Consider the following 19,067-nt stretch of genomic DNA (forward strand, 5'->3'; position numbering starts at 1 on the left):
TAGAATCACCACGACGACCGGCGAGAAGAAGGTGGGACACGTGGGCAAGCGCAGTGGCAAGGCGGTCGAGAAGCGCAACGCGCAGACGCCGCCACCGGCGCCCGAGGCACTGCGGGTGCGGGTGGCCGACAGCCACACCCACATGGACATGCAGACCCCCGAGGTGGAGGAGATCATCGCCGCGGCCGAGGCCGTGGGGGTGACCCCGCTGATCCAGGTCGGGGTGGACCTGCCCTCCTCGCGCTGGGCGGCCGAGATCGCCGCCGTCCACCCCGGAAAGGTCTGGGCCGCGGTCGCGCTGCACCCCAACGAGGCCCCCCGCGTCGTCCACGGGGACGGCGCCGAGGGTGTGGAGGCCGACGACACCGACTGGACGGGCAAGGCCCGCCCCGCCGGAGGGATCGAGGCCCTGGAGAAGGAACTCGCCGAGATCGACGCGCTGGCGGGTCTGGACCAGGTCGTCGCGATCGGCGAGACCGGGATGGATACCTTCCGGACCGGTCCCGAGGGCGCCCGGGCCCAGGAGGACTCCTTCCGCCGCCACATCGCCATCGCCAAGAGACACGGCAAGGCGCTGATGATCCACGATCGCGAGGCGCACGAGGACGTCCTGCGGATCCTGGAGGAGGAGGGCGCCCCCGAACGGGTGGTCTTCCACTGCTTCTCCGGAGACGCCGACATGGCCCGCGTCTGCGCCGAACGGGGCTACTTCATGAGCTTCGCCGGCAACGTCACCTTCGCCAGCGCCGAATCCCTGCGCGAGGCGGCCGCGGCGGCCCCGGCCGAGCTGATCCTGGTGGAGACCGACGCGCCCTTCCTCACACCCAAGCCCTACCGGGGACGCCCCAACGCCCCCTACCTGATCCCGATCACACTGCGCACGATCGCCGAGGTCAAGGGGATGGACGAGGACGGACTCGCGACGATCGTCGCCGAGAACGCCCGCCGGGCCTTCGGCCTCTGAGGCGAGGCCCGGACAGGCGCGCTCTACAGGCCGCCGCGCTTGTGCCGGGCGCTCTCACGGCCCTGGCGGGTGAGCTTCTTCCACTCCCGCTTGCGCTCGGCGCGCAGACGGACGTCGTTGCGGGTCCGGTTCCACTCGGCCTCGCGCCGGAGCCTGAACCAGCGCTCCAGCCGGGACACGTCGAGTTCTCCCTCGTCGACGGCCCTGTTCACCGCGCAGCCGGGCTCGTTCCGATGCGAACAGTCCCGGAAGCGGCACAGGTCCACCAGGGCGTTGATGTCGGAGAAGGTGCGATCCACCCCCTCCTCGCCCCCGGGCACGTCGATCCGGCGGACGCCGGGGATGTCCAGGAACAGGGAGCCGCCGGGCATCGGGACGAGCCGACGGTGGGTGGTGGTGTGCCGTCCCCGACGGTCGTGGCGGATCGCCCCGGTGTCCATCACCTCGTGACCGGCCAGGGCGTTGAGCAGGCTGGACTTCCCGGCGCCCGAGGTGCCCAACAGCACCCAGGTACGACCGGGGAGCAGCCGTTCGGCCAGCTCCGCCAGCCCGTCGCCGGTGTGCGCGCTCACCGCGTACACGTCGGGTCCCATGGTGACGGCCTCGACCAGCTCGACGACCTCGGGCAGTCGTTCCCCGGCGAGTTCGGACTTGGTGACGGCCACGACCGGGGCGGCGCCACTGGCCCAGGCGAGGCTGAGAAAGCGTTCCAGGCGGCCCACGTTGGGGCCCTGATCGGCGGCCTCGCAGATGAGGACCCCGTCGATGTTGGCGGCCAGGACCTGGTCGTGGGAGTCCTTGGCCACGCCCTGGCGGACCAGGGTTCCGGAACGTTCCAGGACGGCCTCGACCGTCCAAGAGTCGCCGGAGCGTCGAAGGGCGACCCAGTCGCCGCTGGTGGGAGAGGTGGATCGGTCGGTCTCGGCGGCCTTGCGGACCCGCGGTGACAGGTCGGCGGTGGCGGCCTCGGGCATGGCGACGCCCACCGAACCGCGTCGGGCCTCGGTGACCCGGGCCGGGCGGAGTTCGTGCACGTCGGCCAGGGCGTCGAAGGCCTCGGCCGTCCGGGTGTTCCAGCCCAGAGGGGCCAGAGGGTGAAGGGTCCGGTTCTCGGGCAGGGTGGAACCGTGTTCGTGGTGACTCACGTCGTCGCTTTTCTGTGCGTCGCGAGTCGTGGCCGCCGGATCCTCGAAGGAACGGGGCGGCGGCTCAGGACTCGCCGGTGGCGAAGGAAGGACTCTGGTGGGGGGTGGACACGAGAACGGGCATCGTGTGCTCCTCTCCGGTCGTTCGTTCGCCCGGCGATCCCGGGCTCGGTTCGGTCGACACTAGACGGGACGGGGCCGGGCGCGCCACCGGTTTTTCTCCGGACCCGACCCCGCCGGTCAACGGGTCCGCGACCACACGTCGTCGGTGGCGGGAGGCGTGGTCGTGTTCACGGCGCTGTGCCTGGGCGCGTACTCGCCCGGAGACGCGGCCGCGGTGGTGGGTTCGGGCTCGCGCGAACCTCGGCGCGCGGGATCGCGGGACTCGTCCTCGGAGTCGCTCAACAGGAGGAGCAGGCTACAGATCAGCAGGAGGACGAACAGCCCGATGATCATCGGGAGCAACAGGTCGAGCGCCTTCAACCCGTCGGGCGGGCCGACCGTTTCCACGTGCGGTTCGGTGACGTACACCCCGCTCATCCCGGTGTAGTGCACGGCGGTGATGGTCAGCGCCAACAACAGGGACGCGAGCGCGATCGCGCCGTAGTGGCTCAGCCGACGCGCCCCCCACAGTACGGCGGTGGCCGCGAACACGGCGATCACGGCGGAGACGGCCACGGGAACGGGGTCGTGGTGCAGGTCCCCGTGCAGATTCATCGACGCCATGCCGGTGTAGTGCATGGAGACGATCCCGAGTCCCAGCAGGACCCCGCCGGCGAGCAGCCGGACGGCGCCCCGGAACCGGATCACCAGGTACAGGGCCGCGCCCATGACGAGGATCGGGACCAGACCGCTGATCACGGTCAGCAGGGCGTCGTACCGGATGACCGTCCCGGGGACGCTGTAGCCGAGCATGGCGATGAAGTGCATGGACCACACGCCCATGCCGCCGAGGGCCAACGAGGCCAGGGCCAGCCACTGGAGGCGGAAGAGACCGCTCGCCCGGCGTGCCCGTGAGGCGAAGGACAGCCCGAGGAAGGAACCGATCGCCGAGACGGTGTAGGCGATCGCGGGGGTCAGCCAGTCCTGGGGGAGAAGATCGGCCACGTTCTCTACTCTCTATGTCACAGGTCACAAAAGTGACCTCCGTCCATGGATCGTAGAGACGAAAGTGGTCCTTCACCAGGGGGAACGCCCGTTTTCACATGACCTTTTGTGGCCATCGGCCTTTTATGGTCCCGTTCCGGGCGAAAAGGGTCTTCCTCGCTCGCGGTGGGCGAGGAGACGGTCACGGGCCGGGGTGGTCTCCGGCCTCGTTCCGCGTCCGGGACGAGCGCATGCCCTCGAAGGCGATGCGGGTCAGGGTGTCGGCGATCTCCTCACAGCCCAGTCCCCGGTCGGGCTTGTACCACTCGACGATCGAGTTGACCATGCCGAACAGAAGCCTGGAGGCGACCGCGGGGTCCACGTCGTCGCGGATGTCGCCGTCGACCACGCCCTCGCGGACCAGGTCGGCGATCAGGTGGTCGAATCGGCGGCGGCGCTCCAGGGCCCGCTTCTCCACCTCTGTGTTGCCCCGTACGCGCAGGAGCAGGGTCACGTGCGGAAGCTCCTCCACCAGGACCCGGACGCTGCCGCGCATCACGTGTTCGAGCCGGTCGATCGCCGGACCGGTGGTCGCCCCCTCCTCCCGAGTGACGGCGAAGAGGGCGTCCATGGCCAGTTCGAGGGACTGGCGCAGGAGCTCGGTCTTGCCGGAGACATGGTGGTAGATCGCGGACTTGGTCACGCCGAGGGCGCGGGCCAGGTCCTCCATGCTCGTGCCGTCGTACCCGCGCTCGTTGAAGACGCGGGCGGCCACGCGCAGTACGGAGTCGGCGTCGTGTCCCGGCCGGCCTGACCGGCGCCTTCCCGTGGAGCGGGCCGTGGACTGTTCTGGTGCGGAAGTTCGGGCCACGGTTGTCGAACCTACCTTGCGGCGGGAGCGGGACGTGCGGGGACGCGTTCCTCCCGGATGTGTCATGTGTCCGGATCCGTTCACTGAACGAACGGTCGGTAGGTAATCCAGCATAGACCCGAGGGTCCACAAGGGGAAGTTCGGCGGGTCGGCGGGTCTCCTCGGAGCGGAGGCGGGGCGGCGGGGCGCTGTTTTTTGTCTCTTTTATATAGATATATCCATGATCGCGAAGTTCGCCTGTGTCGCAATCGGCCGTCGCGCGTTAGGGGACCGTTAATCCCCCTTGTTGGCACACAGGACACAGGAGTAGCTTTTTCGGGCTTTGCCGCTGAAAGCCATTGATTTTCGTGAAACGGAAAAAGAGATCCTCATGGCCATGAGTCGTAGGGGTGCTCTCAAGGCATCCCTTCTCGGCGGCGTCGGCGCCGCCGCCGTGACCGCTTTCCCCACCTCGGCCTGGGCCGACCCCATCCCCGGCGCGCCCTCCGTACGAACCCCGGCGGAAGCGTTGCGCCTGCTCAAGGAGGGCAACCGGCGCTGGAGACGTCACGCCTCCTCCCACCCGAACGAGGGGAGAGGTCGCCGGGAGGAGATGGTCGGCGGCCAGAACCCCTTCGCCGTCGTCCTCGGCTGCGCCGACTCACGGGTGCCCCCGGAACTGGTCTTCGACCGCGGACTCGGTGACCTGTTCACCATCCGCTCCGCGGGACAGGTCCTCGACGGATCCGTCCTCGGCAGCATCGCCTACGCCGTCGAACACCTGAGCACGCCCCTGATCGTCGTCATGGGCCACCAGAGCTGTGGCGCGGTCGACGCCGCGGTCGAGGCGCACCGGACCGGCGAACTCCCGCATGGACACGTCGGAGGACTGGTCGCCGAGATCCTGGAGGTCGTGGAGTCCACCCCCGACGACGGTGAGGACTTCCTCGACGACTGTGTGAGGGCCAACGCTCAGCACATCGCCGACCTCCTCCGGGAGGACGACGAGATCGGAGGATCCGTGGCGGAGGGACGCGTACAGATCGTCGCCGCCCGGTACGGCCTGGAGGACTCCCGGGTCTCCTGGCTCTGAGGCACGGCACCGTACACGGAGGAGAAGAGGGCGGACCGAAAATCGACTTACTACCCTTTCCAGGAAGGGGCAGGTCAAACCGCTGGTGAGCGATGAATACGGGAAAAGTCTGCGGAAGGGTGCGAGTGCGCCTATTCTCGTGGTGTCCTCAGGGATGTCGTCCGATCCGCCCGTGCGCCGACGGGGGCGGTCCCGTCTTCGCGAAGGAACCCCGTGTACGCCATCGATCACCAGATGCGACAGATGTTCCGGACCCCGGGTGTGAGCGGTGTCTGCCTCCTCGACTGGCGGAGCGGCCGTGTCCTGGAGCACCTCGGCGAATCCGAGGGGGCGACGGGCACGGCCGCGATGCTTCGGGCCATCGACCGAGGCCCTCTGTGCGTCGCCCAGGCCGTCGAGGACGTGATGATCACCGAAGGCGACCACCATCTCCTGTTCGCCGTCATGCGCGGCTCCCGGTACTGCGTACAGGTCCGCGTCGAACGTGAAGAAGGGGACGTCGCCCTCGCCCTTCGGCGCCTGAGACACTTGGCCGACAACACCGAGCTGCCCACCCGGGACCACGGGAGGCCGCCCCGCAGAGGCCGGGGCGGACACCCCCGAGTCAGGGCCAAGAGCCGTGTGGACCGACCCGTCCTGGAACGGGTCCTCACCGGCCTGCGATCCCTGGCCGTGGCCGGAGTGCGCCCGGCGATGACGGTCACGTGAGACGCTCCCTCGCCCCCCGGGCCCCGATCACGAGGCCACCGCGCCGATCGGCCTCGGGCATCGGTCCGACCGAGGAGAGAAGAGGGACATGCCCAACATCGAGATCGGGCTCCGCGAGATGATGCGGATCGAGGGGGCCATGGGGGCGGCGGTGGTCGACCACGACAGCGGTCTGCCCCTGGGAACGCTCACCTCCAACGACTCCTTCGACCTCACGGCCGCCCTGGCCGCGAACACCGAGGTCATCCGGGCCAAGGCCGGAGCCCTGGACGAATCAGAGGCCGCCCACCGGATCGAGGACATGCTCATCACCCTGTCCGGGCAGTACCACGTCATCCGGCCCGTCACCGCGCCCACCAAGCGCGACCTCTTCCTCTACCTGGTCCTGGAGCGTTCCGGAGGCGACCTGGCCTCGGCCCGTGAACGGCTGGGAGAGATCGAGCGGACCCTGGAGGTCTAAGGGCCCTCAGGGCCCACCCGCGGTAAGGGTGGAAGGGACCATCGGCCTTTCCACCCCGGCGGGTATGGGGGAGAATGCGGGTGACCACCCCCAGCCATCCCAGGGAGACCGGCATGTTCCGGATCGCCATCAGTCGACTCACCGACGACGGCCGCCGCATCACCCCCGAACACCGCGGCACGGCCCTGTCCGTCGACGAGGCGGTCCACGCCCTCCGCGAGGTCCTGCCCACCGTGGACACCACCGCCTTCCAGAGCGACGCCGTGCAGCGCTCGGTCAACCGGGTCAACGACTTCCGCCACGACGTGGCCACCGCCGACGGCTCCCACTACCGCGTCGTCATCGCCCCCATGATGTGACCCGCCGACCTCACCTCCGCCGCGAGGGCGCGGGCCTCAGATGCTCGACCAGGGCCTGGAACCGGTGCCAAGCGTCCGGCTCCACCCCGTCCCCGATCCGATACCAGACCGTCGGGGTCATCGGCGGACCGAACGGCACGCCCTTCACCGGCCCGGTCAAGGCGCGCTCCCGCCCCGCCGCGAGCACCCCCTCGGTTCCCACGGCCGACCCGATGGGGACCGGGACCCCCGCCCACTTCGGCGGGTAGAGCAGATCGGCGCGGCCCAGAGCACGCCGCACCGTCATGGACGACAGCCCGTCACGGTCGACCAACTCCCGGACCAGGGGTTCCAGGACGTCCAGGTCGGGTTCCTCCGTGTGCCCCACGGTGAGAGCGACGTGCTCGCGCACCCCCGACGCCGTACGCGAGAACCGCAACCGTCCCGCGAACGGTCGTCCGCTCCCCGGGATCCCGCCGAACCCCACCGTGCTCTCCCGCGGCATCCGATCACGGGCCAGGGCGGTCACCGAAGCCGTGTCCCACTCGTAGGCGAACGGCTCCGCCAGACCCCACACCGCCGGCGCGGCCCCGGCCAGACGCTCGGTCAACAGCTCGGTGGCCTCACCGACCACCAGAGCGTCATGGACCGGATGGTCCACGCGTAGATCCACGTGCAGCAGAACACCGCCGAGATGCTCCTCCGCGGCCCGGAAATCCGGATGCGGCCCCTCCTCCTCCGCCCGCGTCGACGGATCCGGGACGTACCCCTCCTCGTCCCGCCACACCAGAGGCAGGCCGTTGAACCCGTCGTAGTGGTGGCCGTCCTCCGTGCGCACCACCCAGGTGGCGTTCGGGTCGCTCAGGATCCCGCGCAGGGCGTGTGTCAGGGAGCTCGTGGACGGGGTCACCAATTGCAGGCCGAGCCCCTCCCGACCGAAGCGGGCCAGCGCGTCCACCGTCCAACCGGAGAACGACACCACCGGACGGTCCTGCACCAGGACCACGTTCTTCCCGGTCACCGTGCTCACCGCGGGATGGTCGGTGCCCCCGAGCAGCCAGGGATCCCTGGACAGACGCGACTCGGGCTCCCACACCCTCCCGCCGTGCGCCCCGACCAGATGGTGGGCGAACCGGCGGACCAGGGCGAGCGTGTCGACGTCCTCCAACTCACCGCCGCGAGCCTCCACCCACCACGGCTGGGCGGGCAGATCGTCGGTGAACCCCTCGCCCAACAAGCGATCGATCTCGGTGGCGACGGCGTTCCGCTGCGCGGCCTGCACCGCCATGACCAGCCGACCGGAATCGTCCCGCAACTGCACCACGGTGCCCTCCGCGATCAACCGGACCCGCAGAGCGGGGTCGGCCGCCGCGAGGGCCTCCAAAAGCGAACGACGACCGGGGCTCTCCGCCAACACGGCGATCACGTCACGGCTCAAAAGATGCCTCCGAAAAGGGGGAAGGGGCGGGTCAAGTGGGGAATTCTCCGTACCAGGAGTTCTCGAGTAGATGCTTGGGGAGGTAACCGGATTCGACGTCGAAGTGGAAGTCGGGGTCTTGTTCGGCGGTGTCGTATCCCAGGCAGGCCAGAGCGAGCAGGGGGAGAGAGACGATGCCGTCGATGTCGTTGATCCGGTCTCCGGTGGTCCAGTAGTCGCCGTGCAGGGCGAGCCCTTGGGCCAGGGCCTGGTTGTATCCGTCGCTGTCGCGTTGGACGAGGCGGAGGAAGGTGTTCATCGGGGGGAAGGTGATCTTGTTCAGGTACTCGGGGTCACTGATCTCGGCCCGCTCCGGGGTGGACAGTTCCATTGCCGCGGTGAGGTTCTCGGCCAGACCGGGCCGGTTGAGGACGAAGTCCTGGAGAGCGGCGGCCCAGTGGTAGGAGGAGGGGTTATAGCGCGTTCCCTCCGACTCGCCCGCTTCGCGCAGGAGGTCGACGGGGATCTCGCAGAGGTCGCGGTAGCGCTGTTGTTCGCGGCAGACGACGGCGAGGAAGAACGCTCGGGTCCAGTTACCGACATTGGTGCAGTACCAGGGGCCGATGGCGGTGGTGCGGCGGAGCTTTCGGTTGATCATCAGTTCCAGAGGGGTGCCCTCGGGGTTGGTGGTGATCTTGAACATCGCGTACTGCATCTGCATTTCCGTGACCCAGGCCTCCCAGGTGGAGGACAGGTCCACCTTGGGATCGGCCACGGTGCTGTAGATCGTGTCGGAGCCGAACGCACTCACCATCAGATCGACACTTTCCGGCCGTGTCTCGAGAGTATGAGGGTATTTGTCTCTCCTTCTTTCAGCCCCTTCTTCGTGTTCGGGCTCTATGCGGTGTGATAGATGATGGAGCAACAGATATCTCCGAAGGGGGTGGGGAGGGGTCTGGTTGTTCTTGCGCTATCGCCCGACGGACGATCCGCTCAGGCCGTACTCGTCACAGAGCCGAACGATCTCCCTCAGCACCTCTCGCCATCCGTCGAAGTCGTCGATCTCCGGCTCGTATCCGACGCCCCAACATCCAGAGAACAGTTGCTCCAGTTGGAGTTCGGTGAGATTCGAGTCGATCAGGATCTGTGCCCCGATCCTCACGCAATTTCTGTAGTTATCGAAACCGTGGGTATTTTCGAAGACTTCTTCCAGGGTGTCCCCGTCGATGCTCCAGTCCTGGTGTAGGTAGGTTATGAAAGCTTTCCTGATGCCATCGAGTTCTTCTTCGGGGATTTCTATGATTTTGGGTTCCTGGATGTATTTTCCTTGGGGTATCGGTCTAGGGTCGAAGGTTTATTTCATCGATTTTATCTTGGAGCCAGCTCGGCATGTGCTCCCCTTCTCTGGGAAAGAGTTCGGTTTCTCGAATGTACTCTCGGTCGCTCGGCGAGAAGGTGTAGGGGGGTATCGTGTCGTAGTTGAACTTAGAGCGGTACCGTCCTTCGTTCGATACGTTCAGTTCCCACGAAAGCCAGGTTCCTTCGTTCTCTTTGTACATCCCTGAGCGGAGTTGCATGGTGTTGATGATGAAACTCGGAGGAAGGCTGACTCGAGCTACTTCCCCTCCTTCTTTTTCCACATCGATCTGCTGGATTCCGTAGGCTCCCATGAACATGGAATAATAATCCGCAGACACCCACCCATCGGGCAGCTCTTTTGTTATGTTAAAGGCTATCTCGGAAATCTTCTCGATTTCTTCAATTGGCCCCATGTGGCCTTTTTGGGATCCGTACATGTCATCCCTTACTTGAAGCCGGCTGGGTGCGGGATAGCGACCTTTCGGGGTGCGCTGTTGGTCCGGTCTCCGGTACTCCGATCGTGGGTGCCCGGTTCAGGTGGGGAATTCTCCGTACCAGGAGTTCTCGAGTAGATGCTTGGGGAGGTAGCCGGATTCGACGTCGAAGTGGAAGTCGGGGTCTTGTTCGGCGGTGTCGTATCCCAGGCAGGCCAGAGCGAGCAGGGGGAGAGAGACGATGCCGTCGATGTCGTTGATCCGGTCTCCGGTGGTCCAGTAGTCGCCGTGCAGGGCGAGTCCTTGGGCCAGGGCCTGGTTGTATCGGTCGCTGTCGCGTTGGACGAGGCGGAGGAAGGTGTTCATCGGGGGGAAGGTGATCTTGTTCAGGTATTCGGGGTCACTGATCTCGGCCCGTTCCGGGGTGGAGAGCTCCATGGCCGTGGTGAGGTTCTCGGCCAGGCCGGGCCGGTTGAGGACGAAGTCCTGGAGAGCGGCGGCCCAGTGGTAGGAGGAGGGGTTATAGCGGGTCCCCTTTGCTTCTCCCGCTTCGCGTAGGAGGTCGACGGGGATCTCGCAGAGGTCGCGGTAGCGCTGTTGTTCGCGGCAGACGACGGCGAGGAAGAACGCTCGGGTCCAGTTGCCGACGTTGGTGCAGTAGCGCGGTCCGGTGGCGGTGGTGTGGCGGAGCTTTCGGTTGATCATCAGCTCCAGAGGGGTGCCCTCGGGGTTGGTGGTGATCTTGAACATCGCGTACTGCATCTGCATTTCCGTGACCCAGGCCTCCCAAGTGGAGGCCAGGTCCACTTCGGAGTCGGCCACGGTGCTGTAGATGGTATTGGACCTGAAAGCACTCACCATCAGATCGACACTCTGTGGTTTCGTTTCAAGAAGATCGGAATAGAATTCTCGGTCTTCCCTTGAATCCTCTTCGTGGTCGGGTTCTATCCGGTGCGAGAGGTCATGGCTCGGTACTAGGATAGAGAGCGCCTTTCCCAGATTCGGGAGAGAATGTTCTCGGGGAGGTAGTCGGAGTTGAACCCTGGGTTTCGGGTGTTCCCACGCTATCGCCCGCTGGACGATCTGCTCCGGCCCTGACGTACTCACAGGGATGTCGAATCGACGATGGAGTTCTCTACTCTCACAACCAGGGGGCGGGCCGCTGTTCTCCACTCTCGGGATCGATCATGAAGGTGGTCGGATCGAACCTCTCCTGTCTGACGATATTGCAGTTCTCATCCAGTTCACGATGAATGATTTTGTTCCCGAGGGCGTCGTAGATTGTTTCTCTCAGAAGACGGCCCTGCTCATCCCATTCGTGCCACGGTCCGACGGGGCCGTAAGGGTGGCATCGAACTCCTTGGATGATGAGTTTCTTCTCGGGGGACCAGACCCAGTAGGGGCCGAACTCGTAGCCCTCGATGAAGGTTCTGACCTCTGTTCTCCGGTTCTCTTTTATTGCGGCTGATTTTCCCGTGTAGGGGGCGCGTGAGTATTCCGCCTTCTCTTTGAAATCGAGATCTGTCGTTCGTACGGCCTCGATGTGTCCATCATTTCCAGGGGCGTCGGGGTGTGGGGGAATTCTTAGCCACGAGAGGATTTCTTCTTTATTGTTTGAGTGTGGTTGCTTCAAATTTGAAGGGGGCTTAACTTCACTTATTAGCTTTCCGCTGGAATTCCACCTTCTTTCAGTGAAGGTTATTTTGGAGTCGCCAGCGGTTTCACTGATCAAGTTTCCATCTTCGTCCCACTCGTATGATGGTCCTCGGTCGAGTCCGCCGTAGTAATTTCCGTATTCGATCAGCGTGCCACTGTCGAGTCGGTAGAAGCAGGCTCCGTCATTCCTTCCATCGACCACGGTTCTGAAGTAGGTCGTGTGTGGTCCGTCCCTCTCGGTGAGGATCCCGGTGAAGGCGCTCCCGTTGAGTAGGACGTTTGTCTCGTCGGGATTTCCGATTTCTTCGGCGTCAATTATTTTCAAATGGGTCGTTCTCAATTGGATTCCACTGCTCCTCGCTTTTTTCGCCAGACCCTGTGATTCTTCTGTTTGAAGGATCGTGGGGGTTTTTAATATTTTTTCCGGTTCTGGGTGCGGGTGCTCCATCGGTAATTCTAGTGCAGTTGGCGCAGCAAGGGCAATCTCCGAATCTTTCGGCGAAAGTGAATGCGTTATCCACGCGAAGATCGCGGAAGCTTTCTGTGGAGGCTGGAGGTGTCCCGTGGTCCCCAGAGTCCCGGGCGAAGAGTATTCGATTAGACGCTTTCACCTCTGCATGTCGTCGAGGCTTGTCCGTGTGCGGATACTCGGATTTTTCTGCACGCTCGGTGATCACCCCGTCCCTGCTGTCGTACTGGGTGTATTCTCCTCTCATTGCTTCTATTCGTTCGGCGATGATCGGGTGGGTGTCTTCTTCTGGAATTTCTCCCTTCTTGCCAGATCTCCCGTTCATGCCCTCTGCCACGATCCCTGTTCTAAGGTCGATGACAATTGAGTTAACCGCGCCACCCCGACTTCCTAATGCTCGGAACGAGAAACCCTCTTCCCTTTGGAGTAGGTTCAGCTCTGTTGTTCTTTCTTTTAGTAGGTTGGCGTGCCATTCGGAGATTGGGATCCCATTGAAGGATTCAATCAGGCCGTTGGAGTTTCTTTCTACCAGACCTTCGTTTTCAACTGGAATTCTTCCCAGTATTCTTCCGTTTGTGAGTTCTGGTGGAATTTTTGCAAGTCCACCCTCTGGGTATTTTCCTTCCTCGAATTCAAGTCCTGAATTTTTAATAACTTCGCTGTCGGCGTCTCTGGTGGATGGTGGAAGCTTTTCATTTTCGCTCTCTTTAATATTATTTTCTTCATTGTGATGGGTTGGTTCCTTTGTGTCTTCCCCTCTGTTGGTTTCGGGTGAAGAATCTGAATTTCTCGAGAAGTCCGAGTCCGGTGTGTTGGAGGAGGCGCCGTCGTCGAGGTTGTTCCGGGTCGGGCCGGTACCGTCCTGGTTGTGGGCGGTGGGGGAGCGGTCGCTCATGTTCGCGCCGTGGTCGCCGCCGCGGTTGTTGTCGGAGGCCTCGTTGCCCGGGCCCCGACCGCTGCCGGTGCCGTCGATGCCGTCGGCGCGGGCGTGGAGTGAGGACGACGGTGGTCTGTTCGCCGCGGAGGCGTCGAAGGTGTCGTTGTGGCCGCCGCCCGCTGGAGTGAGGACACGGGAGCGGTCGCCTTCGGGACCGTCGATGATCTCGCGGGCGGTCCAGGTGCCCTCGTCGGAGGCCGGGGTGTCGTTCGACCGGGTCTTGTTGTCCCGGTCGACCTGGTCGAGCGCCCTCTGGTTCTCGGTTCGGAGCCGGTCTCCCAGGGTGGCATTGTCCGGGTGGTTGACGATGTCCTCGAAGGTGAGCATGTCGTCGACCCGAGGGTCCTCCGCGGGGCGACGTTCCGGTCCCGATGTCTCGGAGCGGTCCTGCCCGATGGGTCTGGAGGGGGTAGGACGTCCACCGCCCGCCGCCTCGCCGGAGCCTGTCCCGCCGCTCTGTTGGCTGTTGTACAGCCGCTCCAGGGAAGCGCCGATCTCGGAGACCTGCCGGGGGTCGAATCCGCTGAGGTCGGAGGAGTCGAAGTTCAGGTTCGCGACAGGGGATCCGTTGCCGCCGAAGTTCGGCAGGTTCATCGATGGCGAGGAGATGTTCGTTCCCACACCGTCGCCGCTGCCGCCCCGGCTGCCGGAGCCTCCCATCCCGTCCACGATGGACATGCCGCGCCAGGCCATCAGGGGCACGCCCACCACAGCGCCCACACCGGTGGCGGTGAGCGCGGCGCCGCCGACCAGGCCGACGACGTTCAACGCGGCGGTGCCGATCACGTATCCGGGACGGTCGCCCCACTCCTCCCAGGGCACCACCGAGTGCGCCAGGTCCCGCCAGGCCCCATGGATGGTGTCGGTGCCGGACCAGCCCAGGGAGTCGGTTTCGGCGTCGTACATCCCGATGAGGGAGGCGGCCGACGTGAGGTTGTCCCAGTGGTACTCCTTGAGGGCGTCCCCCCAGGACATCTCGAACCAGCCCTCGGAGGAGTGCATGCCCAGCATGGCTCCGGTGCCCTGGACCGCGTCCACGCCGAAGTCCCACACCGCGTCGAGCGCGTCCTGATGCCAGTACTGGTCCGCGGTGCCCGGCTCGCCCCACACGGAGGGGATGTCGGCGTCGGTGTCGATCGTGTCGAAGACGAAGGCGTCGGGGTTCGTCGTGGCCTGACTGGAGGAGCCGCGGACGAACACGGTCCTCCCGACGATCCCCCGGCTGATCGTGTTGGCGCAGATACGTTGGGCTCTCTCGTACCACTTGATCAGAGCCAGGGCCTCGTCCCGGTAGGCGTTGCTCTTCTCGACGTTGGAGCTCGTACTGGTGAACCAGTGGTCGGACTTCTTCCAGTCCTCCTCACTCAGCATGCGCTCTCGGAAGGCGGCGGCCCGATTCCTCAGGTCGTTCCATTCCATCTTGATCTCGCGGACCTCGTCGGCGAAGTCCTCCAAGGCCCCCGCCGCCCGGTCGGTCCCGCACTCGACATCGCTTCCTTTGGCGGAGACGGGGGCCAACGCGCCGAGGAGATCCTCTGATTCGGGTGCGGTGTAGCAGGCGGAGAGACCGCCCCAGGTGGAGACGATGTCCTCTCCGGTCTCCGCCACGCCCTTCCCCGCCTTGCGCAGGGCGGAGGCCTGGTTACGGAGTTCGACGTGGTCGGTGGTGGGGATGGGGAACGCTGAGGGGTCGATGAGGCCGTCGCAGTCCTGGAGGGGCGCGGGCACATCGAGGATGCCGGTCATACGGGGGGCTCCTGGCGGGGGTGGGGGACGAGGTCAGGAGGGGTCAGATGTTGGGCGGCGGGGGAGGCGGGGAATCGGGGGGAGGGACGACCCCCGCGTTGCTCTGGGCCTCGGCCGCCATCTCGAGGTTGCCGTTGACGTAGGCGGTGGTGGCGTCTCCGGCGCCCTCGACCCCGCTCAACGTCTTGGCGGCCATCTCGCCCATCACCTCGAAGTAGTGGCCGCAGAACTCGCTCAGGGCGATGCTGATGGGGACGCTGTCCGCCATCTCGCTCACGGTCTCGGCGGTGGTGGCGATGGTGTCCATGTCGCCGACCAGTCCGTCGGTGCCGCCCTCCTCGCCGATGAGGCCGAGGGTCTCGGTGAGGATCGCGCTCACCTGTGGGGGATCGATGGACCAACTACTCAAGACCCGTCCTCCTGGGGGCGAGGGCCGAAGGCCGAGGGGCGGAACGTCGCCGGCTCCGGCTCGGGGGTGGTGCTCTCGAAAGTGGATTCCGTCCAGGACGGGGACGCCTGAACGGCGTACTGCATCCGGTTCAGCGAGGCGCGGGCCCGGTGGACGTCGGTGAAGGTCCTGCTGAGAAGGCGCTCCGAGGCCGCCGCGATGAGAGCGGAGGGAGAGAGCGGCGTGGGCTGTTCGTCTTCGGTCCCCTGCGCTCCCTCATGGCCGGTGGTCGTGTGCCGGTGCTCTGAACTCTCGTCCTCGATGAACTCGAACTTCACCGCTCTGCCTTTTCAACGTTCGGATGGTCTTGTGTGTTCAGTCGCGCCATCGGCGTGCTCGGTTCTGATTCTGTGTGCTCTTCTCTGGCCGTGGAGCTCCGGTTCCGGGTGAGTATTCGGACTCCGACGAGTGAAGTCCCTTGTTATTCCAGGTCATCGGTGTGGTGGAGGTGAATGGTGGCCGGATGTGGCCATCGATGCGGAATGAAGGTGTCGGGACGTTGGGGCTCGTGTTCGTTCCGGGGGAAGGCTCTCAGAGAGGTATGACGGAACGGTCGGGTGCGTGAAGTCGGCTCGCCGGCGATGACTCTCGCCACCGGGTCGTCATCGTGCCCGGCCTCATCGCCTCCGCGAAGGTAGGGGTCTCGCTGATATCCGACCTGGTCGTTCACGGTCGGTCGTAGGCATCACAGAGCCGCACGATCTCCTTCAAGATCCCCCGCCAGGTCCCGAGATCCTCGTCCTCTGGTTCGTATCCGGCGCTCCAGTGGCGGACGAGGAGTATTCCCAGTCGGTGCTCGGTGAGGTCCGAGTCGATCAGTATCCGAGCACCGGTTCCGACCCCCTCGCGTATGCCTTCGAGTCCGTGGTTGTTCTCGAAGACCTCTTCAAGGGTGTTTCCGTCGATCGTCCAGTCCTGGTGCAGGTATGCCTGAAAGAAGTGTTTGATGTCGGCGAGGTCTTCGCTCTTGTCCAGAGACGCCGGGTCCATGTTCAAATCGGGGTTCTCCGTTCCAGAGCGACCTGTTCTGGTGCTGGGTCGGTCTTTCAAAGTCCGTCCCGGCGGTCGTATTCGAGGCGCTGTCCGATCTCCTTCTCACCCATGCCCTGTTGTGCGGGGGATCGCCACCACCAGTGGCTTTCCGGAACCCCGGCGGAGACGTCTTGCAGAATCCCATCGATGTCTTCGACCTCCTCGATGTAGAGGCCGGGGTAGTCCTTTCTCCGCCTCCTTTCGGTGGTGTTGAACGCTGTCCCATATGGGGATCGCGGTGGCTTCGCGCGTGGGTGCGGGGAACTTCGTTCTGATTCTGTGTGGTCTTCTCGGGCCTTGGCGTCCTGGTCAGGGGGGGACGCGGGGCCCGGCGCGGGTGGGGCGGCTCGTCGGGCCAGGTCAGTGGTGGTGGCGGTCGATGGTGGCCGGATACGGACATCGCGCCGGGGGAGGGGTGGAACACGAAAGGGGGGCGGGCCCATGACGGGCCCGCCCCCCTTTTTTTCCTCCTCACCTACGGCCGGTCACCGTGAGGAGAAGGCCGAGTCGAAGGAGGCCGAGGGCGGGTCGAAGGCGTTGGCCCGTACGAACCGGACCGCCTCGGCGGCCCCGGTGAGCCGGTCCATGCCGGCGTCCTCCCATTCGATGGAGATCGGTCCCGTGTAGCCGATCGAGTTCAGGGTTCGGAAGCAGGACTCCCAGGGCACATCGCCCCGTCCGACGGAGACGAAGTCCCAGCCCCGGCGTGGGTCCCCCCAGGGGAGGTGGGAGCCCAGGCGTCCGCTGCGGCCGTCGCCCACGCGCTTACGGGCGTCCTTGCAGTCCACGTGGTAGATCCGGTCGCGGAAGTCCCACAGGAAGCCGGCCGGGTCGATGTCCTGCCACACCATGTGGCTGGGGTCCCAGTTCAGCCCGAAGGCCTCCCGGTGCCCGATCGCCTCCAGGGTCGCCGCGGTCGACCAGTAGTCGTAGGCGATCTCCGAGGGGTGCACCTCATGGGCGAAGCGGACGCCGACCTCGTCGAACACGTCCAGGATCGGGTTCCATCGGTCCGCGAAGTCGCGGTAGCCGGCCCGGACGACGGCCTCGTCCACCGGAGGGAACATCGCCACGTACTTCCAGTTGGCCGAGCCCGTGAAGCCCACCACCGTGGACACGCCCATCCGGGCGGCCGCGCGCGCCGTCGTCCTCATCTCCTCGGCGGCGCGCCGCCGCACGCCCTCCGGCTCTCCGTCGCCCCAGACCCGGGCGGGCAGGATGTCCCGGTGCCGGTGGTCGATCGGGTCGTCGCACACGGCCTGGCCGAGCAGGTGGTTCGAGATCGCCCACACGCCCAGGCCGTGCCGTTCGAGGATCTCTCGGCGTTCTCGCACGTAGGCGTCGTCCACGGCGGCCCGGGTCACGTCGAGGTGGTCGCCCCAGCAGGCGATCTCCAGGCCGTCGTAGCCCCAGGAGGAGGCGAGTTCGCACACCTTCTCGAAGGGCAGGTCGGCCCACTGGCCGGTGAAGAGGGTGACCGGTCGGGTCATCGGGGTTCCTCCTGGGGTCGGGGGCGGGGCCGGGGGCTCACAGCGGGGTCGACCTCGCCGGTGCCGGCACACCGACGAGGTCGAGCATCAGGTCGCGGACCTCGGTGGCCGCGAAACGGTCCCGGGCCAGGTCCGGGTCCGTGCACAGGAGGACGGGACCGTCCTCGGGGTCGGTGTGCGGGCGTCCGTGGGTGCCCCGTACACAGCTCGGGTCGAGGGGAACGACGTTCATCGCGTAACGGAGCCCGACCTTCTTGCGGACGAGTCCGGACGCCGCGCGCAGCCGCACGAGCCGGTCCGCGGGGTCCAGGAACAGTTCGGCCGGGTCGTATCCGGGCTTGCGGTGGATGTCGACGCCGCGCGCGAAGTCGGGGGCGCGGTCGTCGTCCAGCCAGTGGTAGTAGGTGAACCAGGCTCCGGGGTCGGCGAACAGCACCAGTTCTCCGGAGCGTTCGTGGTCGAGGCCGTGGTCGGCCTGGGCCCGCCGGTCCAGGACCAGGTCCACACCCTCCACCTCGGACAGGAGTCGTGCGACCTCGGGCAGGGCCGCCGGGTCGTCGACGTAGACGTGGGCGCACTGGTGGTCGGCGACGGCGAAGGCGCGGGAGGTCCAGGGGTCGAGGTACTCCATGCCCTCCTGCGTGTACACCTCCAGCAGCCCGGCCTCGCGCAGCACCCGGTTGACGTGGACGGGGCGGTCGGCCGGGGTGATGCCGTACTCGCTCAGCACCAGGACGGTGACGCCCGCCGCCTCGGCGTCGTCCAGCAGTGGGGCGAGCGCGGCGTCGAGGTCGCGGACGGCCCGGCGCGCCTGTACGGAGTCGGGGCCGAAACGCTGGAGGTCGTAGTCGAGGTGGGGGACGTAGCACAGGGTCAGGTCGGCCCTGGGGAGGAGACGACGGGTGGCGGCCACGATCCATTCGGTGGAGCGGATCGACGCGGTCGGCCCCCAGTAGTGGAAGAGCGGAAAGGGGCCCAGTTCCGCGGTCAGTTCGTCGTGCAGTGCGACCGGCCGGGTGTAGCAGTCGGGGGACTTGCGGCCGTCCGCGTGGTAGACGGGGCGCGGGGTGATGGTCCAGTCGGTGGTGGCGCCCATGGCGTACCACCAGCACACGTTGGCGGTGCGAAAGTCCGGGCGATGGCGGCGGGCGGTCTCCCACACCTTCTCGCCGCCGACCAGCCGGTTGTGCTGGCGCCACAGGTGGACCTCGCCCAGGTCCCGAAAGTACCAGCCGTTGGCGACGGCCCCGTGCCGGGCCGGCGGGGCTCCGGTCAGGAAGGTGGACTGGACGGTGCAGGTGACGGCGGGCAGCACGGTCTCCAGGGTGGCCCGGGTCCCTCGGTCGGCCAGGGCGCTCAGCCGGGGCGCGTGTTCGAGCAGGCGCGGGGTGAGGCCGACCGCGTCGATGACGAGGAGGCGTCGGTCCTGGGGCAT

Annotated in this window: 20 protein-coding genes; 5 read left to right on the top strand and 15 right to left on the bottom strand. The window is 66.0% G+C overall.

All coding sequences use genetic code 11. The features are described from left to right. Window positions 1–40 precede the first annotated feature (40 nt). Window positions 41–964, top strand: coding sequence for a TatD family hydrolase (locus U9J66_RS09910; RefSeq protein WP_017533309.1), 924 nt, complete (start codon window positions 41–43; stop codon window positions 962–964). Between the two features lie 23 nt (window positions 965–987). On the opposite strand, the gene rsgA is transcribed toward U9J66_RS09910, so the two are convergent. From rsgA to U9J66_RS09925, 3 genes are all read right to left on the bottom strand, one after another. Next, window positions 988–2,109, bottom strand: a complete 1,122-nt coding sequence (gene rsgA, locus U9J66_RS09915; protein ID WP_326337561.1) for a ribosome small subunit-dependent GTPase A — start codon at window positions 2,107–2,109, stop codon at window positions 988–990. Between the two features lie 240 nt (window positions 2,110–2,349). Next, window positions 2,350–3,216, bottom strand: a complete 867-nt coding sequence (locus U9J66_RS09920) for an MHYT domain-containing protein (RefSeq protein WP_326337562.1) — start codon at window positions 3,214–3,216, stop codon at window positions 2,350–2,352. Between the two features lie 181 nt (window positions 3,217–3,397). Next, window positions 3,398–3,970, bottom strand: coding sequence for a TetR/AcrR family transcriptional regulator (locus U9J66_RS09925; protein WP_014911673.1), 573 nt, complete (start codon window positions 3,968–3,970; stop codon window positions 3,398–3,400). Between the two features lie 466 nt (window positions 3,971–4,436). On the opposite strand from U9J66_RS09925, the gene U9J66_RS09930 reads away from it, so the two are divergent. The 4 genes from U9J66_RS09930 to U9J66_RS09945 all read left to right on the top strand — a co-directional run bounded on the left by U9J66_RS09930 (window position 4,437) and on the right by U9J66_RS09945 (window position 6,665). After that, window positions 4,437–5,138: a carbonic anhydrase gene (locus U9J66_RS09930; RefSeq protein ID WP_026124767.1), complete on the top strand. Its 702-nt coding sequence runs from the start codon at window positions 4,437–4,439 to the stop codon at window positions 5,136–5,138. Window positions 5,139–5,351: 213 nt separating this feature from the next. Next, window positions 5,352–5,846 carry a hypothetical protein gene (locus U9J66_RS09935; protein ID WP_014912905.1) on the top strand — a complete coding sequence of 165 codons (495 nt, stop codon included), beginning with the start codon at window positions 5,352–5,354 and terminating at the stop codon, window positions 5,844–5,846. Window positions 5,847–5,934: 88 nt separating this feature from the next. After that, on the top strand, window positions 5,935–6,306 hold the full coding sequence (locus U9J66_RS09940) for a hypothetical protein (RefSeq protein WP_014913133.1): 372 nt from the start codon (window positions 5,935–5,937) through the stop codon (window positions 6,304–6,306). Window positions 6,307–6,419: 113 nt separating this feature from the next. Beyond that, complete coding sequence (locus tag U9J66_RS09945; protein ID WP_014912897.1) at window positions 6,420–6,665, top strand: hypothetical protein; 246 nt, start codon at window positions 6,420–6,422, stop codon at window positions 6,663–6,665. A gap of 10 nt (window positions 6,666–6,675) precedes the next feature. Here the strand turns inward: U9J66_RS09945 and U9J66_RS09950 are convergent, their stop codons facing one another. From U9J66_RS09950 to U9J66_RS10005, 12 genes are all read right to left on the bottom strand, one after another. Beyond that, window positions 6,676–8,082 carry a DUF6177 family protein gene (locus U9J66_RS09950; protein ID WP_326337563.1) on the bottom strand — a complete coding sequence of 469 codons (1,407 nt, stop codon included), beginning with the start codon at window positions 8,080–8,082 and terminating at the stop codon, window positions 6,676–6,678. A gap of 31 nt (window positions 8,083–8,113) precedes the next feature. Continuing rightward, window positions 8,114–8,875 (bottom strand): immunity 49 family protein, encoded by a 762-nt coding sequence (locus tag U9J66_RS09955; protein ID WP_326337564.1) that lies wholly within the window; start codon window positions 8,873–8,875, stop codon window positions 8,114–8,116. A gap of 156 nt (window positions 8,876–9,031) precedes the next feature. Continuing rightward, complete coding sequence (locus U9J66_RS09960) at window positions 9,032–9,223, bottom strand: hypothetical protein (protein WP_014913003.1); 192 nt, start codon at window positions 9,221–9,223, stop codon at window positions 9,032–9,034. A 178-nt stretch (window positions 9,224–9,401) separates the two neighbouring features. Then, window positions 9,402–9,857 (bottom strand): immunity protein YezG family protein, encoded by a 456-nt coding sequence (locus U9J66_RS09965; RefSeq protein WP_326337565.1) that lies wholly within the window; start codon window positions 9,855–9,857, stop codon window positions 9,402–9,404. A gap of 96 nt (window positions 9,858–9,953) precedes the next feature. After that, the gene (locus U9J66_RS09970; RefSeq protein WP_326337566.1) at window positions 9,954–10,676 is read right to left on the bottom strand and encodes an immunity 49 family protein; all 723 of its coding nucleotides are present in this window, start codon (window positions 10,674–10,676) and stop codon (window positions 9,954–9,956) included. Window positions 10,677–10,995: 319 nt separating this feature from the next. After that, window positions 10,996–11,850 carry an RHS Repeat family protein gene (locus U9J66_RS09975; protein ID WP_326337567.1) on the bottom strand — a complete coding sequence of 285 codons (855 nt, stop codon included), beginning with the start codon at window positions 11,848–11,850 and terminating at the stop codon, window positions 10,996–10,998. Next, window positions 11,822–14,662 (bottom strand): hypothetical protein, encoded by a 2,841-nt coding sequence (locus U9J66_RS09980; RefSeq protein WP_326337568.1) that lies wholly within the window; start codon window positions 14,660–14,662, stop codon window positions 11,822–11,824. Before U9J66_RS09980 ends, U9J66_RS09975 begins: the two co-directional genes overlap by 29 nt. A 43-nt stretch (window positions 14,663–14,705) precedes the next feature. After that, on the bottom strand, window positions 14,706–15,071 hold the full coding sequence (locus tag U9J66_RS09985; protein ID WP_014912911.1) for a DUF6507 family protein: 366 nt from the start codon (window positions 15,069–15,071) through the stop codon (window positions 14,706–14,708). After that, window positions 15,068–15,388 (bottom strand): hypothetical protein, encoded by a 321-nt coding sequence (locus tag U9J66_RS09990; protein ID WP_042283949.1) that lies wholly within the window; start codon window positions 15,386–15,388, stop codon window positions 15,068–15,070. Before U9J66_RS09990 ends, U9J66_RS09985 begins: the two co-directional genes overlap by 4 nt. A gap of 388 nt (window positions 15,389–15,776) precedes the next feature. Then, window positions 15,777–16,100, bottom strand: coding sequence for a contact-dependent growth inhibition system immunity protein (locus tag U9J66_RS09995; protein ID WP_326337703.1), 324 nt, complete (start codon window positions 16,098–16,100; stop codon window positions 15,777–15,779). Between the two features lie 527 nt (window positions 16,101–16,627). Continuing rightward, complete coding sequence (locus U9J66_RS10000) at window positions 16,628–17,632, bottom strand: sugar phosphate isomerase/epimerase family protein (RefSeq protein ID WP_161110661.1); 1,005 nt, start codon at window positions 17,630–17,632, stop codon at window positions 16,628–16,630. Between the two features lie 37 nt (window positions 17,633–17,669). Continuing rightward, window positions 17,670–19,067, bottom strand: coding sequence for an alkaline phosphatase family protein (locus U9J66_RS10005; RefSeq protein WP_326337569.1), 1,398 nt, complete (start codon window positions 19,065–19,067; stop codon window positions 17,670–17,672).

The organism is Nocardiopsis sp. LDBS1602 (assembly GCF_035818715.1).
GTDB lineage: Bacteria > Actinomycetota > Actinomycetes > Streptosporangiales > Streptosporangiaceae > Nocardiopsis > Nocardiopsis alba.